At 43.5% G+C, this 16,981-nt stretch carries 16 protein-coding genes; 11 read left to right on the forward strand and 5 right to left on the reverse strand.

The features are described 5' to 3' along the window. Positions 1-130 precede the first annotated feature (130 nt). From LV83_RS09285 to LV83_RS09295, 3 genes are all read left to right on the forward strand, one after another. Complete coding sequence (locus tag LV83_RS09285) at positions 131-1,531, forward strand: alpha/beta hydrolase family protein (RefSeq protein WP_111611283.1); 1,401 nt, start codon at positions 131-133, stop codon at positions 1,529-1,531. Between the two features lie 198 nt (positions 1,532-1,729). After that, the gene (tcmP, locus tag LV83_RS09290; RefSeq protein ID WP_111611284.1) at positions 1,730-2,851 is read left to right on the forward strand and encodes a three-Cys-motif partner protein TcmP; all 1,122 of its coding nucleotides are present in this window, start codon (positions 1,730-1,732) and stop codon (positions 2,849-2,851) included. Beyond that, on the forward strand, positions 2,851-3,576 hold the full coding sequence (locus LV83_RS09295; RefSeq protein ID WP_111611285.1) for a DUF5131 family protein: 726 nt from the start codon (positions 2,851-2,853) through the stop codon (positions 3,574-3,576). Before tcmP ends, LV83_RS09295 begins: the two co-directional genes overlap by 1 nt. Here LV83_RS09295 and LV83_RS09300 read toward each other — a convergent pair. Together LV83_RS09300 and dinB are read right to left on the reverse strand one after the other, a co-directional pair. Continuing rightward, complete coding sequence (locus LV83_RS09300; RefSeq protein ID WP_111611286.1) at positions 3,573-6,509, reverse strand: DNA polymerase III subunit alpha; 2,937 nt, start codon at positions 6,507-6,509, stop codon at positions 3,573-3,575. The two genes, LV83_RS09295 and LV83_RS09300, sit on opposite strands and share 4 nt — an antisense overlap. Position 6,510: 1 nt before the next feature. Then, the gene (gene dinB, locus LV83_RS09305; protein ID WP_111611287.1) at positions 6,511-7,659 is read right to left on the reverse strand and encodes a DNA polymerase IV; all 1,149 of its coding nucleotides are present in this window, start codon (positions 7,657-7,659) and stop codon (positions 6,511-6,513) included. 69 nt (positions 7,660-7,728) lie between these two features. On the opposite strand from dinB, the gene LV83_RS09310 reads away from it, so the two are divergent. The 4 genes from LV83_RS09310 (at position 7,729) to LV83_RS09325 (ending at position 11,383) form a co-directional block, all read left to right on the forward strand. Then, a complete protein-coding gene (locus LV83_RS09310; RefSeq protein ID WP_111611288.1) occupies positions 7,729-8,538 on the forward strand; it encodes an XRE family transcriptional regulator in 810 nt (269 codons plus the stop codon). 293 nt (positions 8,539-8,831) lie between these two features. Then, positions 8,832-9,998, forward strand: a complete 1,167-nt coding sequence (locus LV83_RS09315) for a CynX/NimT family MFS transporter (protein ID WP_111611289.1) — start codon at positions 8,832-8,834, stop codon at positions 9,996-9,998. Positions 9,999-10,067: 69 nt separating this feature from the next. Next, positions 10,068-10,670 (forward strand): DUF2179 domain-containing protein, encoded by a 603-nt coding sequence (locus tag LV83_RS09320; protein ID WP_111611290.1) that lies wholly within the window; start codon positions 10,068-10,070, stop codon positions 10,668-10,670. Beyond that, on the forward strand, positions 10,670-11,383 hold the full coding sequence (locus LV83_RS09325; RefSeq protein ID WP_111611291.1) for a tRNA1(Val) (adenine(37)-N6)-methyltransferase: 714 nt from the start codon (positions 10,670-10,672) through the stop codon (positions 11,381-11,383). The genes LV83_RS09320 and LV83_RS09325 overlap by 1 nt, the downstream gene beginning before the upstream one ends. On the opposite strand, the gene LV83_RS09330 is transcribed toward LV83_RS09325, so the two are convergent. Then, positions 11,380-12,711 (reverse strand): saccharopine dehydrogenase family protein, encoded by a 1,332-nt coding sequence (locus LV83_RS09330; protein WP_111611292.1) that lies wholly within the window; start codon positions 12,709-12,711, stop codon positions 11,380-11,382. The two genes, LV83_RS09325 and LV83_RS09330, sit on opposite strands and share 4 nt — an antisense overlap. Before the next feature lie 121 nt (positions 12,712-12,832). On the opposite strand from LV83_RS09330, the gene LV83_RS09335 reads away from it, so the two are divergent. The 4 genes from LV83_RS09335 to LV83_RS09350 all read left to right on the forward strand — a co-directional run bounded on the left by LV83_RS09335 (position 12,833) and on the right by LV83_RS09350 (position 15,085). Further along, complete coding sequence (locus tag LV83_RS09335; RefSeq protein ID WP_111611293.1) at positions 12,833-13,315, forward strand: cytidine deaminase; 483 nt, start codon at positions 12,833-12,835, stop codon at positions 13,313-13,315. A gap of 3 nt (positions 13,316-13,318) precedes the next feature. Further along, on the forward strand, positions 13,319-13,966 hold the full coding sequence (locus LV83_RS09340) for an alpha/beta hydrolase (RefSeq protein ID WP_111611294.1): 648 nt from the start codon (positions 13,319-13,321) through the stop codon (positions 13,964-13,966). A gap of 95 nt (positions 13,967-14,061) precedes the next feature. Beyond that, the gene (locus LV83_RS09345) at positions 14,062-14,499 is read left to right on the forward strand and encodes a UPF0158 family protein (protein ID WP_111611295.1); all 438 of its coding nucleotides are present in this window, start codon (positions 14,062-14,064) and stop codon (positions 14,497-14,499) included. Positions 14,500-14,578: 79 nt separating this feature from the next. Continuing rightward, on the forward strand, positions 14,579-15,085 hold the full coding sequence (locus LV83_RS09350; RefSeq protein ID WP_111611296.1) for a GNAT family N-acetyltransferase: 507 nt from the start codon (positions 14,579-14,581) through the stop codon (positions 15,083-15,085). A gap of 51 nt (positions 15,086-15,136) precedes the next feature. Here LV83_RS09350 and LV83_RS09355 read toward each other — a convergent pair whose 3' ends face one another. Continuing rightward, on the reverse strand, positions 15,137-15,763 hold the full coding sequence (locus tag LV83_RS09355; RefSeq protein ID WP_245947030.1) for a bifunctional 4-hydroxy-2-oxoglutarate aldolase/2-dehydro-3-deoxy-phosphogluconate aldolase: 627 nt from the start codon (positions 15,761-15,763) through the stop codon (positions 15,137-15,139). 40 nt (positions 15,764-15,803) lie between these two features. Beyond that, positions 15,804-16,799: a sugar kinase gene (locus tag LV83_RS09360; RefSeq protein ID WP_111611297.1), complete on the reverse strand. Its 996-nt coding sequence runs from the start codon at positions 16,797-16,799 to the stop codon at positions 15,804-15,806. Positions 16,800-16,981: the final 182 nt, after the last annotated feature.

The raw sequence follows: 16,981 nt of genomic DNA on the forward strand, positions 1-16,981 counted from the left end.
AATTTATAATGAGTTAAATGCTCTTTAAAGTAATTGTCACCAACTGTCAATAAGAACTTATTTGGTCACTGGTGTCATTGCGGATATACATATTGATTTTTATCATCATCTCAACTATTAAAAAACCGCTATGAAAAGATTTACACTACTTGCTCTATCACTTTTGATTACGATGACGGGTTTTGCCCAAGAGATCACTGGTCAGTGGAATGGCGCCTTGAAAGTGCAGGGGATTCAGCTTCGGTTAGTATTCAATGTGAAGAAAACTGATACTGGCTACAGCGCCACGATGGATAGTCCAGATCAAGGAGCATTCGGGATTCCGGTGTCTTCCACCAGTTTTGAAAATAACACACTTAAAATTGCCATTACCAACGCGAATATTAAATACGAAGGGACGCTGGGAGATGACAATATTATCATTGGTGTTTTCAATCAGGCAGGTCAGTCATTCCCAATGAATCTATCCAGAGAGGAGATTGAGAAATTAGGTTCCAATAGACCTCAGGAGCCTAAAAAGCCTTTTCCTTACCGTTCTGAAGAGGTGATTTTTGAAAATAAACAAGCTGAAATACTCTTGGCAGGTACGCTTACCTTGCCAGAGCAAGATGGAGTTTACCCGGCCGTAGTGTTGATCTCTGGATCAGGTCCGCAGAATCGTAACGAGGAATTGATGGGGCATAAGCCATTTCTGGTTTTGTCGGATTACCTAACTCGAAATGGTATCGCTGTTTTGCGCTTTGATGATCGGGGGACGGCAGCTTCTACTGGAGATTTCAGTTCGGCAACTTCAGTAGATTTTGCTACAGATGTGGCTTCGGCTGTACAGTATTTGCAGTCTCGACCTGAGATCGATAAAAGTAAGATCGGCCTGATGGGACATAGTGAAGGTGGAATTATCGCGCCGATGGTTGCTGCAGATTCAGATGACATTGACTTTATCGTGATGCTAGCGGGTACCGGAATTCGGGGAGATAAACTACTTCTGGCACAGCAAGAGCTGATCGGTAAAGCATCCGGTATGACTCCCAATCAGCTGGCAGAAAATGAAATGCTCAGTAGGAAGGTGTTTGAAATCATCCTCAAAGAACAGGGAGAAGAAGAAATGAAGGGAGAAATCAGAAATCACATGACGCAGGTATTCCGAAATATTCCAGCGGCGAGCGTGCCAAGTGGAATGACTGAGAATGAATTTGTCAATGCTCAGATGGCTCAAATGACTAACCCTTGGATGCAGTATTTCATCAGGTATGATCCTGCTCCGATATTGGAGAAAGTAAGCTGCCCAGTTTTGGCAATTAATGGATCAAAAGATCTCCAAGTCCCAGCTAAAGAGAACTTGGAAGCGATCAAAGCTGGCCTGGCAAAAGGAGGAAATACGAATGTGACCACTGTGGAATTGCCTGGACTGAATCACTTGTTTCAGGAAGCAGAGACTGGGATGATTGGCGAATATGTGGAGATAGAGCAAACCATTTCACCTAAAGCGCTTGAACTCGTTACCGGTTGGATCAAGGAGCAGGTGAAGTGAGAGTTATTGGAATATTTTATTTGGTGGATGATATTCCAAAAGACAAACTAGAATTTGTGAGAAACTCGGTTTTGATATTTAAGTGACAGCAATGGTCAGGTTTTGGTGAAAAATACCCTATGCAGGGTATTGATTAGGAAGTTGAAATAGGCATATTACGTTCGTAATACTTACAAAATAAAATAAACCTATTAGCCGATGCCTGGGATTAGTTTGTCAAATTTTTTTAAGGAAAAAAGAGAAGCGTCAGAGATTAAATCAGAAATACTAAATGAATATTTCAAAGCATGGGCTGCTATAATTTTGAAAGGACAAAAATTCAGAACGGTTCAAAAAATATTGTATTTAGATTTGTTCTCAGGGCCAGGACTTTATAAAGACGGAACACCGTCAACCCCAATTAAAATTCTCAATAGTATTTACAGTAGTAAGGGGACATTTGTCGACTATAATGAACACGTCCAGACGATATTTAATGATAAGGATAAAAAACTTGTAAGTGACTTGTCAAGCAATATTCTAAATTTAGCTTACTATAATGACCTGAAATATAAGCCTATAGTGTATAATGATTCAGCTAACATAGATATAATAAAAGATGCTTTTAAAGAAAACTTACCATCTTTAACCTTTATAGATCCTCTGGGGTATGGGTTTACTCAAGAGATGCTAATGCATACAATTAAAAGCTGGGGATCGGATTTGTTTATGCTTTTTAATTTTAATAGGATTAGAGCCGCTCTAGTAAATAGTAGGGTTGAGCAAAATATGGTAGAGATCTTCGGAGAATACTTGGGGGAAATTCGAGAATTTTATCGAAAGGAGTTATCACCTCAAAAAAGGGAAGTATTCATCATAAATACATTTCAAAAAATATTTGAGGATAAAGGTTATATGACGTTATATTTTAGAATAAACTTTCCTGATCGAGACCAAACAAGCCATTATTTATTTTTTATCTCTAAGGTTAAATTAGCAATTACAAGGGCAAAGGAAATCATGTCAAAATATAGTGATTTTCAGGAAGATGGCATTCCGTATTTTGGTGCAAATTTGAATATTCAACCAGTTCTTGATGCTGAAATGAATATTCACTCGATCAATAAATTGGCAAAATCTCTTTACTCACAGAAAAATGATTACAATGGACTTAGCCTAGAAGATATTTATCTTGCGCATAATCATAAAACAAATTACATAAAACCTAATTACAAGGATGCTTTGATTAATCTTCATGATGCATCCGAAGTTTATCTACTCGATAAAAGTGGAGTAAAGACAAGTAAAATTACATATACAGCTAAAGTTTTTTTTAAATAATGGCACAATCAAGTATAGAATGGACTGAAATGACTTGGAATCCTACCACTGGGTGCGATAAGATTTCTCAGGGATGCAAATTCTGTTATGCAGAGATAATGTCAAAGCGGCTACAAGCGATGGGTATTGAGAAATACAAGGATAATTTTGAAGTAAGAACTCATGAAGAATCTTTGAATACTCCCTATTCATGGAAAAAGTCCAAAGTAGTTTTTGTGAATTCAATGAGTGATTTGTTTCATGATAAAGTGCCATTGGAATTCATAAAGAGAGTGTTTAAGGTAATGAATGAGAATCCTCAACATGTATTTCAAGTTCTTACCAAAAGAGCGGAAAGATTGTATGAAGTTCATCAGGAATTAAAGTGGTCTCATAATATTTGGATGGGAGTGTCGGTTGAAGAACAAAAGGTTCAAGGAAGGATCGATTATTTGAGAGAAACTTCTGCAAAGGTTAAGTTTTTGTCTCTTGAACCATTGATAGGACCGCTTTCAAATTTGAATTTGGAGAATATTGATTGGGTAATTGTGGGTGGTGAAAGTGGTCATAAGCCAAGGCCGATGAATCCAGATTGGGTAATTGAAATCCAAGAACAGTGTGAAGATGCAGATGTTGCTTTCTTTTTCAAGCAGTGGGGAGGGAAAAATAAAAAGAAGACAGGCAGAACTTTAAATGGCAGAACTTATGATGAAATGCCTGAAATTGATTTGCAATTGAGTGTTTAACTAACCTCCTTCTTCCCCTTCAGGCCCACTTTCCACATGCCCTGCACATCGACGGCGAAGGTGCCAAAGTCTTCCACTACTCTGCCTCGCATTTTGTAAAAGCCCTTGCCCTGAAAAGGAAAACGCTTCAGCGAAGGAGGGAAATGAACCGTGTCCAGCCAGTCGCCTTTGGGGTCCAGAAAAGTCCCAAAAGCCATGTGCTCTCGATGAATGGTTCGCACATCTTTGGTCACTACAAGCTGTCCGAGAACTTCCACGTTCTTACCAAGTAAGTGTGGCAGCTGATCCGCCAAAGTCATTCCCTTACCATCATTGGCACAAAGCCGGAACATATCCGTCAGGGCAAAGCCCAGCACATTGATCTCATCAATGGCATCTTCCAGCGGGTAATCTGGGAAATCCGGCAGCGTAAAATCCATGGGAGCTTCCTTGAAAAGCGCGGGGGAATCCGGAATGGCAGTCAGTCTTTTTTGGGCGAAGTTGGCTTTCCACAGTAGTTTCTTTTTCCCCAAACCTGTAAATCCAAAAGCACCCACGCTGATCAGAATATTCAGTTGCTCGGGGCCAGACTGTGTGCGCTCGATGAAGTCTTCCAAACTTAGGTATGGGCCATTGTTTTGCCGTTCTTCGAGAATCAGCGTACAGAGTTTGGCTTCCAGTTGCTGCACGTGGATCAGTCCTACGAAAACCTGATCTCCACTGATATTCGTGAGGTATTCACTGCGATTTACGCAAGGCGGATTTACTTTCGCTCCGGTACGCTTCAGCTCGTGAAAGTAGAATTCCGTGGCATAGAACCCTCCGAAATTATTGATCACAGCAACCATAAATTCCATCGGAAAGTAGGTCTTCAGGTAGAGGCTTTGATAGCTTTCCACTGCAAAAGAAGCCGAGTGAGCCTTCGAAAATGAATAGCCTCCGAAGGATTCCATTTGCCTCCAAACTTCCGCTGCGACGGTATCATCATGCCCAAGTTTGGTACAGTTTGCAAAATATTTTTCTCGGATCTCATTGAAGCGATTGTGCGATCGGTACTTCCCGGACATGGCACGGCGGAGAATATCCGCCTCGCCCATATCCAAGCCAGCAAAGTGATGCGCGACTTTGATCACATCTTCCTGATAGACCATCACGCCGTAAGTTTCCTCCAGCAGTTCCTTCATTTTTGGGTGGAGGTAGACGGTTTTGGCCGGATCATGAAAGCGCTCAATGTACTGCTTCATCATGCCCGACTGTGACACGCCGGGACGAATGATCGAACTGGCAGCGACCAGCGTGAGGTAATCGTCACATTTTAGTTTGGTGAGAAGCTGTCGCATGGCTGGACTCTCGATATAAAAGCAACCTATGGTGTCGGCTTTTCGGATTTGCTCGGCGACCTTCGGATCACTCATGAATTCCTCGACCCGATGGATATCGATGTCAATTCCCCGATTGCGCTTCACTAGCGCGATGGCTTCCTTGATATGCCCCAATCCCCGCTGACTGAGAATATCGAGTTTGAACAAGCCGATTTTCTCCGCCAAAAACATATCGATCTGTGCCGTGCAAAATCCCTTCGGTGGCAGTTCATTGACGGTGTATTGATAGATGGGTTTCTCGGAAATCAGCATTCCACCCGGGTGAATGGAAAGGTGATTGGGAAAATTCTCCAGCAACTGACCGTATTTCAGAATCGTACGCTGGATTTTGTCCTCGTTCATCGGTTGGCCTTTGCCACGGACGAGCTGGTCGATTTCTTCTTTTGGCAGGCCAAAAACCTTCCCCAGCTCACGGATTACCGCTCTTCGCTGAAAGGTGCTGTACATTCCTAACAAGGAAACGTGATCCTTCCCGTAGCGCTTGAAAATATAATCGATGACCTCGTCCCGATCTTTCCAGGAGAAATCTATGTCAAAATCCGGAGGAGAAGTCCGGTGGGGATTCAGAAATCGCTCGAAGTACAAGTCGAGTTTGATAGGATCCACATCCGTAATTTTCAGGCAATAGGCCACGATGGAATTGGCGCCACTTCCTCGGCCTACGTAGTAAAAACCACGGTTTTGCGCATAGCGAATCACATCCCAGACAATCAGGAAATAGGCGTTGAAATTCAGTTGATGGATGATTTTCAGTTCCTTGATCACACGGGCTTTCGCGGTAGGGTTGTTCCCGTAGCGATACTGTAAACCTTCCATAGCGAGTTTTTCGAGGAGAATTCTATCGTCTTCCCCGCTGGCGCTGTAGTGCTTTTTGTTTTTGTCGGTATGGAGCTGCGTCTTGATTTCGCATTGATCGATCAGCTGAAGTGTGTTGCTGATCATACCCGGAAAATTTCGGAAAGCACTCATGAGCGCGGCTTCCGGCACGAACATTTCATCGGGGGAAGCAAAGTCTTTTTCTCCCAATTTGCTGATCAGCGTATTCTTACCGATAGCGCGAAGCAGTCGATGGATATTGAAGGCAATTTTGTCCTTGAAAGTTACCGGATGACGAATCACCCATTTCCTGGGAAAGGCTTCAATTTCATGTTTTTTGAGACGATTCAGCTCGCTTGCTAGTACGCCGATGAATTCATGTTCTTTTAGATTTTGCGCAGCAAAGCTCCCAAAAGGATAGATGACAAAGACCTCCGAAAAACAATCTGGACGCTCAGGGAAGGCCAATTCCTCCTGGATGTGCTGAGAGAGAAAGCGGTTGATTTCCAGCAATCCGGCATCACTTTTCGCCAAGAGCAGATAGCAGAATTTATCCTCATTTCGGATCTCGGTGCCTGCGATGGGTTTGATGTTTTTTACCCTACAGAAATCCACAAAATCCCACATGTCGGCCGTGCTGTTGATATTGGTGAGGCCAAGGGAGGACAGGCCACGCTCGGACGCGGCATCGACGAGCGCCTCCGTGCTGAAGGTGCCGTAGCGGTAGCTGAACCAGGTTTTACAGTTGATGAACATCTTAAGCGGGAGTTAGGGTGATAGCGCGGGTGAGGCTTTTTTCGCCGTAGCGATTCTTGATCCAGTCTATAGCCTGATACAGATTTACGCCTTCTTCGGTGTCTTGGAAAAGGTCGATCTGCTGATGTCCCTGCACGAGATGAGATACTTTCACGCCGACAAGCCGCACGAGCATCCGCTTTTCATAGAGCTTCGCAAAGAGTTCCTTGGCTCGTTGCAAAAGCACCTCATCCGAACTCGTGTAAGAGATGATGCACTGACGGCTGACCGTATCGAAATTGGCATAGCGAAGCTTTACCGTGATGCAGCCGCAGAGTTTGTGTTTTTGGCGAAGCTCAAAGCCAACCTTTTCCGTCATCCGCACGAGTTGACTGTTCAGAAAAGCCATGTCGATGGTGTCCGACTCAAAGGTGTTTTCCGTGCCGATACTTTTCTGCTCTGTGTAAGGAATGACGGGTGATTCGTCGATTCCGTTGGCTTTGCGTGAGAGATCTATTCCGGATTTTCCCAAGAGGTTTTGCATCATGCGTGGAGGAATCTCGCTCAGCAGCTTGATACTTTCTACACCCATTCGCTCCAAGAGTGCAGAGGTTTTTTCGCCCACGCCTGGCATTCTTCGGATGGGAAGTGGCGCGAGGTAACCTTTTTCTCCGCCAAAAGGAATCATCGTTTGTCCGTTTGGTTTGGCATCATGAGTGGCTACTTTGGATACGAGTTTGTTTACTGCCAAAGCACAGGAAATCGGCAACCCCGACTCTCGGACGATCTTTTCCCGAAGTTCTTTAGTGAATTTCTCACAGCCAAAAAAGCGATCCATTCCCGTCATATCGATGTAAAATTCATCGATAGAAGCCTTTTCCATCAGCGGAACCTGCTCTTGAATTACTTCGGTGACGAGACGAGAACTTTTGCTGTAGCTATCGTAATCGCCTTTGACATAAAATGCCGAAGGGCAAAGTCTCCGCGCCAACTTCATCGGCATGGCAGAATGCACGCCGAATTTCCTAGCCTCGTAACTGCAGGACGCCACGACTCCACGATCGGAGCTACCGCCGATGATGACGGGTTTGTTCTTTAGCGCTTCGTTTTTCAACCGCTCCACAGACACGAAAAACGTGTCTAGATCCAAATGCACAATATGCCTTTCCATTTCTCAGATTTCTCCCTATATTTGATAGTATTAGTATCATTTTGTTGTCATTAATTGTATCAAAATAAAATGGGAAGTCAAAGCTTTTTCTGGAGTAGCAATCTGAAATTTCTCAGAAAGCGACGCAAATTGAGTCAGGACATGCTGGCTGAAAATCTTGGCATGACTCGCGCCAAGTTGAACGCGCATGAAAATGGGCATAGCAAGTCGCCGGCAATCGAGGATTTGCTACTCTGTGCGGATTATTTTCGGATGAGTGTGGATACACTGCTGCGGGTGGATCTATCCAAACTCAGTGAGCTGAAGATCCGTGACCTGGAAGCTGGAAATGATGTGTTTCTGAGCGGCTCGAAAGTTCGGATTCTTGCCACCACCGTTAGCTCAAGTAATGAGGATAACATCGAGCTTGTGCCGATAAAGGCGAAAGCAGGCTACTTGGGAGGCTTCGGAGATCCGGAGTATTTGAGTACACTGCCGGTTTTCAATCTTCCCAATTTGTCAAAAGACAAAAAGTATCGCATGTTCCAAACCGAGGGAGACAGCATGCTGCCAATTGCGGATGGGGCTTATGTGATCGGATCGTATTTGTCTGAGTGGAGACTTGCCAAAGAAACTCCCTGCGTGGTGGTGACAGCAAGTGAAGGGATCAGTTTTAAGATGCTGAGTTTTCAGGCTGAGGAAAGAAGCTTTTTGCTACGCTCGCTAAATCCAATTTACACACCTTATCAAGTGTCGGCGGAGGAGATTCGGGAGATCTGGAAGTTTGAGTACTACATGAGTGATGAGTTTCCGCAGGAGCCGCTGACGCTACAGCAAGTGGGGATTGAGATTTCGGAGATTAATAGGAAGTTGGGGTTGATGCAGACAGGTAACCTTTGAGGTTTTTTTCAAACCTCGAAGGTTTTGGCAAAACATTAAATCTCCCGCCAAGGCGCTAAGGCGCAAATTTTTGTTTGAGGGAATCTCAGTTCTTTGATAATTTGGAAAATCCCACTAGCCCCCTTTGAGAAAGGGGGAGTTGCCTAATTTGATCCCAATCATTTTGGTAAGACCTTATCTTTCACTTTCTACATTATTTCGGAAGGCTAATTCATCTTAATTTCCCTAGCTTTGCCCCACTTAACTAGTCGTTAAATTCATTCGAAAAACCCTTCGATTTTTACACCTCAGTCTTGAATAAATCTCTTTCCTCTCAATCACTTCTAATCACTGGGATTATCTTGGTTTCGATCAATTTGCGCACCTCGATTGCGTCGGTTGGGCCATTGATTCCATTTATCCGTGAAGACTTGGGTTTGTCCAATGGTTTGGCGGGATTTCTCACCACGCTTCCCTTATTGACATTTGCGACATTCTCGCTTTTTGCTCCCGGGATAGGAAAGCGGCTGGGAATGGGAAGAGCCGTGTTTTTGGGAGTTGCTATTCTCACTACTGGAGTAATTCTTCGTGTGTTGGGAGGAATTGAATTGATGCTTTTTGGTACTGCGCTGACTGGGGTAGGGATAGTGATCGCCAATGTGCTGGTGATTCCTCTGATCAAAGTGAGGCTGCCGGAGAAGTTGGGCTTGATGACTGCCTTGCTTGCGACGATGATGTCGCTTTTTGCGGCAATTGCTGTGGGAATGAGTGTGCCGATTGCGGTGGATTGGGGTTTTGGCTGGCGTGGGTCTTTGGCCTTTTGGGCTGTATTTATGGTGCTGGCGATGATTGTGTGGATACCACAGCTGCAACGCCCGAAGGCAAGTATTCAGGAAGTCACTGATCCTGCAAAGAACGTGTGGAGATCTAAGCTGGCTTGGCAGATCACGATTTTCATGGGCTGTCAGTCCGTGATGTATTTTACCATGGTGACCTGGCTTCCCGATATGTTGATTTCCCGAGGTTGGACTCCTGCTCAAGCCGGATTTGTGTCTTCGATGATGCAGGTAGTATCGCTTCTGGGCTCTTATTTTGCCCCAAATTTCCTGATCAAACTCAGGGAGCAAAGCGGTGTAGTTTTGACTGTGGGAGTAGCCTATGTGCTGGGTTATTTGGGATTGTTTATAGAGAATGAGTTGGTTACTTATGCTTCGCTGGGAATTGTAGGCCTTTGTATGGGTTCGAGTTTGAGTATCGCTTACACCTTGATCGCTTTGCGTACGGCTGAGGATCAGACTACTGCCAAACTATCGGCCATGGTGCAGTCTTCGGGGTATTATTTGGCGGCACTTGGTCCTTTTCTTTTTGGGGTGTCGCTGGATCTTTTTGACAACTGGAATGTGCTGATCTTCTTCCTGTTATTCTTTGCTTTGGCATTTACTTTTTTTGGGATGTCGGCCGGAAGAGATCGCAAAATCTAATTCCAAATATTATTTCGTCCTTCGTGGAATAGGGTGTAATTTTGCGCTCAAATCAAGACCCTGTTTGCTATGCAAGAATTCTTTCACACCCTAGGCGTTTCCGAGCAATTGTTTGATTACCTGATTATGCCCTTGCTCATCTTCTTTGCGAGAGTATGTGATGTGTCTATTAACACGCTGAGGATCATGTTTATGATGAATGGGAAAAGGAATATTGCGCCAGTTTTAGGCTTTTTTGAGGCCTTGATCTGGCTTCTTGCTATCGGGCAGATTTTTCAAAACATAGATAACCCTATGTCCTATGTAGCTTATGCCGGTGGATTTGGTATGGGTACTTATGTGGGGATGTATTTTGAGGAGAAATTGGCACTGGGAAGGGTACTCGTGAGAGTGATCACGCCACAGCCTCTACCAGAACTGATTGAGTACATGAAGGAGCGGGATTTCCGTTTTACAAATGTCGGTGGAGAAGGGCGATTTGGGAAGGTCAATCTGCTTTTTACCGTGATGAAAAGAGATAGTCTGACGGAATTTATCGCGAAAGTCAAAAGCGTTGATGAGAAAGCTTTCTATACGATTGAGAGTGTGAAGCGGGTATCTGAGGATGATCTGAATGTGATGGATGACAAGCCTCGATTCAACCTGAGTTTCTTCAGCAAGGCACGCGCCTAATGGCCAATTCCTGGTTTCAGTTTCAGCAGTTTCGGGTCAATCAGGATCGCTGTGCGATGAAAATCAGCACAGATGCGGTAATGCTTGGAGCTTTGGCTGATGCTAGTTTTCCGAGAGAAATCTTGGATGTAGGAACTGGGACTGGAGTGATCGCCTTGATGCTCGCCCAGCGGTTTTCAGAAGCAAAAATTCAGGCAGTTGAGATAGATTCTGAAGCTGCCGCTCAGGCTTTGGGGAATTTCCGTGCAAATATTTTTTCTGATCGTATGCAGCTTTGGGAGGGGAGGTTTCAGGACTTTCAGCCTGAGCAGACATTTGATCTGATCGTGAGCAACCCGCCTTATTTTCCAGATCACCTGAAATCACCCGATGCACAACGCAATAGGGCCTTGCACACGGACGAGCTTTCCTTTGGCGATTTACTGGAAAAAGTGGATGTGCTTTTGAAAGAAGATGGGCGATTCTGGCTTATTCTTCCGCCAAGGCAAATGCAGGATTTTCAGAAAGAAGCAGGAGAAAAAGGATTGTTTGCCGAAAGAAAATTCACACTGCAAGACAGGCCTGGAAAAAGAATACAACGGGAAATTTGTGCTTTTTCCAGAACTCAAAAAGAGCTTGAAACTTCAGCCATTTTCTTTAAAAATGAAGATGGAACACCACATGAAAGCTATGCTAGATTAGTCTCCGGCTTTTTGCTTGGCTTCAAAGCTTAAAGTAAATGCTCTTCTTCCTTAAAACGAATTCCTCTTCTGGCTAACTCGTCTAAAATAGGGGTGTAAATTTCTGGAAGCACAGGTCTATGGAGTCCCTTTAGGTCAATCCCTCCATCTAGAAATAAATCTACAGCAATAGCCAGCGGAAGTCCCACAGTTTTTGCCATAGCCGTGTAAGTCGCATCTTCCCCGTAACAAACCAAACTCGACCTGATTTCTTTGATCCCTTCTTCAGTTTTGATTTGGAAGAGATGCTGCATCACGATCATGTCCTTATCCTCTGGATACAGCTTCCAGTTTTTCTCTAAAATCGCCTGTAAAATTGCTGCGGGAGAGCCGGTTGTTTTAGGTAGTAAATCGTTGCCAAAAAATCCCAGCCACTGGATTTTTTCCCAGGTGGGAAAATCAAAATCCGGGATTAGGTTGCCGAGTTTTTCTTCTACTGATAGCTCTTTGTCATATGGTAAAAAAGAGTTGAGAAACTGCTTCATCGTGGTGCTTTCAGGTAAATTCATCTGAAAACTATCGTCGCACATTCCCAGCTGGACGAATACATTCCAAGCTTTGCAGAAGCCATCTCTGCGCAGCGTGCCGCGGAGCATGGTATCAATATTTTCTAAGCCATATACCTTTCTGTAGCTCAGGGAATCCCGATTGGGATAGCCATCAAAATCTCCAAGTTCTGGAAATTGGATTGTCTCGAGCCGATTGAAAAGCTGATGATAAGGAACAAACTTTAAATCCCCTTTTTCTAGGTATCTGGATGTGCCTTGGCCGGCAAGCACTACATTTCTTGGGTTCCAGGTGAATTTGTATTTCCAGGGATTGTCTTCTGATTCCGGTGCTAGAAGCCCACCACAATAGGATTTGAAAGAGATGATTTCCTCGCCTTTTGATTTTGCAAAGTTGATAATTTGCATGGCAGACATGTGGTCGATTCCAGGATCTAGGCCACATTCGTTCAGGAAGAACAAGCCTTTTGCTTCGATTTCGGCTTTCATTTCCTGCATTTGTTCAGATTCATATGAAGCCGAGAAAAAATGTTTTCCGGATTCCAGACAATCTTTCGCTACGATGGGATGCATAAAAGCTGGCAGCATGGAAATCACTACATCGGCTTGTTGGATCAAGGACTGCCTGGCATCCGAATCTTCAATATCAAGCTGACGGGCTTCAGTATTTGGCTGATTTTTAAGTTTTTCCTTAGCAGACGCTAGATTGATGTCTGCCAAAATCAATTTGCGGTCCTTAGCTTGGCAACTTTCCGCCAGGAAATCAATCAGAAAAATGGCAGATTTCCCGCCTCCTAAAATCAGAATGGTATGCATGGGTTGTTGAGTTACTTGGTCTAAAATGGAAAATATATTTAAGGGTAAAAAATTGGAGTGAGAATATTAAAAGGAACAATTCCTTACCTTAATCGTTAGGAAAACTCCAATTTAGCCAACGATGAGTAAGAAAATAAAAATAGAAGCTGAGTTTGAAGAACTTGCCTGGGAAGAACTGACTATTGAAGAGCAGCAGCTGATGATGCGGGCGAGAAAAGTGTCTGAAAAGGCCTATGCGCCTTATTCTGACTTCCATGTGGGTGCAGCAGTTCGACTGGAATCGGGTGAGATTCTTCAGTCCAGCAATCAGGAAAATGTGAGTTTCCCCGTCGGAGTATGTGCAGAGAGATTGGTGTTAGGTTATGCAGGAGCTAATTTTCCTGACTTAGCTGTGAAGGAAATAGCGATTGTAGCCCGTCGTAAAGGAGATGAGATCTGGGCGGGAGTGTCACCTTGCGGGCTTTGCAGGCAGACGATCAACGAAATGGAGATGCGGTTTAATCGGCCTATCTCCATCCTAATCCAGAATCCTGATGGAAGCGTACTTCGATTTCCTGGGATTCAGACGCTTTTGCCGTTTAAGTTTGACGATCTGAATGCCTAAGTTTTGAAGAAAAGTATCAGTTTTCAGTTTCAGGCACAGTATTCCGTTTCACATGAGCCTACCTTTCAGGAAAAGGAAATCTGGTTGGTGTTGCATGGCTATGGGCAACTGGCTGAGTTTTTTATAAGAAAGTTTCAAGGATTTGACTCGGATGATCTGCTTTTCGTAGCTCCAGAAGGTACGAATTACGGCTATCTCAATGGTTTTTCTGGGAGAGTTGGAGCGAATTGGATGACCAAGCATGAGCGGGAAATAGCTATTCAAAACAATCATAATTACTTAGACTTATTGATGGAAAGCTTGCTTTCCCAGTTTCAAGAAAAGCCAAAAATTAATTTACTGGGATTCTCTCAGGGAGCAGCGACTGCTACACGCTGGGCAAGCAGATGGAGTGGTCAAGTGGATCAATTGGTGCTTTGGGCGGGTGGATTTGCTCAGGATATGGTTTTGGAGGATGCACGGGACAAATTTTCGGATACAAAACTTACCTTGGTTTTGGGGGATAAGGATGAATTTATCACACCGGAAAGTATTGAGATACAGCAAGAATTGACCAAAAATCTAGGCCAGGAAGTGAAAAAGCTGACTTTTGCAGGAGGTCACGAAATTGATGTCAAAATGCTTTCAAAAATTCTTGATTCAAGTAATTAAATCCCATTATATTGGCGCTTCGATAGCTTAAGTAATACTAGAATTTGATCACAAGTTGACTTTCACTATTTTTCTGAAAATTTTGTAAACCATCAATGCTTTCCCTCACTGAAAAGGAGATAGACCTTATCTCAACACAATTACTCAAAGGAATGATCTGCTTCTATCAGATCGACAAGAAAAGGATTCATCACATGCCGGATGATGAGGATTATTACAATTATGATCTGACGCCTGATGAAGAAGATATTTTGGATGAAATCGAGGAAAACCCGGATAATTACGCCGAGTTTACCCAGATGGAGCCAGCTCAGGAGCATCAGATGATGCAGGATTTTATTGACCGTCGCGTCAAAGAAAAAAACCTAGCCGATGATTTGGTGAGCTCGCTGACCAAGCCAAAAGCAAATACAGCATTTAAGTTTCTGATCGAAGATTCCAAGTACAAAAAGGAATGGGTAGAATTCCGTACCGAAAAGTACCATGACTGGATCAAGGAGCAGGTGGATAGTTTCAACTACACTGAAGAATAATATTTAGCCACCTCACAAGGGTGGCTTTTTTTATCATAGAGCTAGAGGAGTTTCCACCATTATTTCCTATTTTAATTGGATGCATAAGCTACCTGATTTTTTAATACGAAATACCCTTCAACCTGGTGATCTCGGGCAGGTAGCGGCTTTGCATGGCAAGGTCTATTCGGAAGAGCACGATCTTGGGATAGGTTTCGAAGCCTATGTGATGGAAAGTTTGCTAGAATTCTATCGCGCCTACAATCTGAAAAGAGACAAAGTTTGGGTAGTAGAAAGTGAAGGAAAATTGGTTGGCTTTGTGCTGCTGATGCATAGACCTGCAAACCGAGCACAGTTGCGATATTTTATCCTGGCAAAAGAGTTTCGAGGTTTTGGAATCGGAAGTAGGTTAATGAAGGAGTGGATGGAGTTCTATCTAGATCGGAACTATGATGCTGCTTATTTGTACACTACTGCTGGGTTAGATGCTGCTGCAAGTCTTTATGAAAGAATGGGCTTCCGTAAGATCAGCGAGATGAAGTCACGAAATTTTGGTTTGCCCTTGTTGGAGCAGTATTATGAATTGGTCACTCATCCAAAAAAGTAAAGTTTGTAAGTGGCAAGAAGTTTTTCATGACTCCTTACCACTTAATGATTTTTACCGAATGCTTTTAATCACTTTCAGCGTTTCTGCTATTTTATTTTCCAAGAGATCGTATTGCTGATTTTTGATCCAGTCTTTCTTGAAAAGCTGAGATCCCATTCCTACACAATAGACTCCAGCTTCAAACCATTCTTTCAGATTTTCCTCAGTTGGCTCTACACCGCCGGTTGGCATGACATGAAGCTCAGGATAGACGGACTTAGCTGCGGCTACGAATGCCGATCCTACGACATTTCCTGGGAAAGCTTTTACTAAGGTAGCACCGAGCTTTTTGGCTTGAAAAATCTCCGACATGGTAGCACATCCTGGGATCCAAAAGACATCCTTGGAATTACAATAAACCGCCAGTTCAGGGATCAAAGCCGGAGAAACGATAAAATCAGCACCGGCCTCGATGAAAGCATTGGCATCTTCGGTGGTGAAAATAGTGCCGATACCCATCACCATATCTGAGTATTTGCCCGCGTATTCATAGAGCTCCTTGAAAACCTCCAGCGAGTTTGTTGCCCGATTGGTGAATTCAAAAACCCGAATACCTGCTTTATAGGAAGCGTCGAGTACGCCTTTTGCTACTTCTATTTCTACATGGTTGAATACAGGAATCATTCCTGTTTCGCTCATTGCTTTTAACATTTCACTGTTTGAAAATCTCATCTTATAATTATCGTAAAAGTTTACCAACATTTTTTCCTTCCACCAGCTGATTTACTTCGTCAATGGAGACGAAATTGGCATCTCCAGGAATAGAGTGCTTCAGTACGGAAGCTGCCACTGCGAAGTCTAGTGCATTCTGATCGTCTGAGCTGAGTAAGCCATAGATCAAGCCGGCCATATATGCGTCCCCACCTCCGATTCTATCCACGATATGTGTCATCTCATAAGATTTGGATTCGAGCAGAGATTCTCCGTTCCACAGTACTCCGCTAAGGTTATTTTCAGAAGCACTGATAGAATCCCGATGCGTAGTTGATACATATTTTAAAGAGGGACACATTGACTTAGCTTTTTCACAGGCTTGCAAATAGTCGTTGTCGGTGATTCCCATGCAGTTTTCGAAATCTGTCAAACCTGCAATAATCAGGTGTGAAGGTTCTATCAATTCAGGCATTATATCCATCGGGCCTTTACCATATTGCCATAGATTTCTTCGGTAATTGATGTCCGCACTGATTTTCACTCCTAGTCTTGACGCGGCTTGTACGGCAGCTTTGCAAAGGTCAGCTGCTGCCTGCGAAACGGCAGGAGTAATACCCGTCCAGTGAAACCAATCTGCTCCTTCAAATATTTTTTCCCAGTCAAAATCGGTCACATTCACCTGTGCAAAAGCAGAATCAAACCTATCGTAGATGATCTTTGAGGAGCGCTGCATAGCTCCATTTTCTACAAAGTAAACTCCCATTCTGCCTTCGTTGAATCTAATAAAAGAAGTGTCAACTCCCGAAAACCTCAGGGTATTTACCGCTGCTTTTCCAATGTCATGATCAGGGAATGAAGTGACATGAGCGGCTGATTGTCCCCAGAAGGCAAGAGATACAGCCACGTTTGCTTCAGCTCCTCCATAATTCACTTCGTAAGATTGGGTATTTACAAAACGCTCATGGCCGGGAGTGGAGAGTCTGAGCATGATTTCGCCAAGCGTAATTATTCTTTTATGCATCTGTAGGATGTTTTACAATTTTGGATTTATCAAAAAAATGAGATGAAAATTAAATTCCTCTTGATCTTAATGATTAGACAATAATAAATGCCATTTGTTGGTTTACCAATAAATCCGATTCAATTCTTTGCCAAAAACGAAATAATTGTAAGTGAAATTTGCAGTAAATTCAATGGTGTTTT

Source organism: Algoriphagus yeomjeoni (genome assembly GCF_003259505.1).
GTDB classification, from domain to species: domain Bacteria; phylum Bacteroidota; class Bacteroidia; order Cytophagales; family Cyclobacteriaceae; genus Algoriphagus; species Algoriphagus yeomjeoni.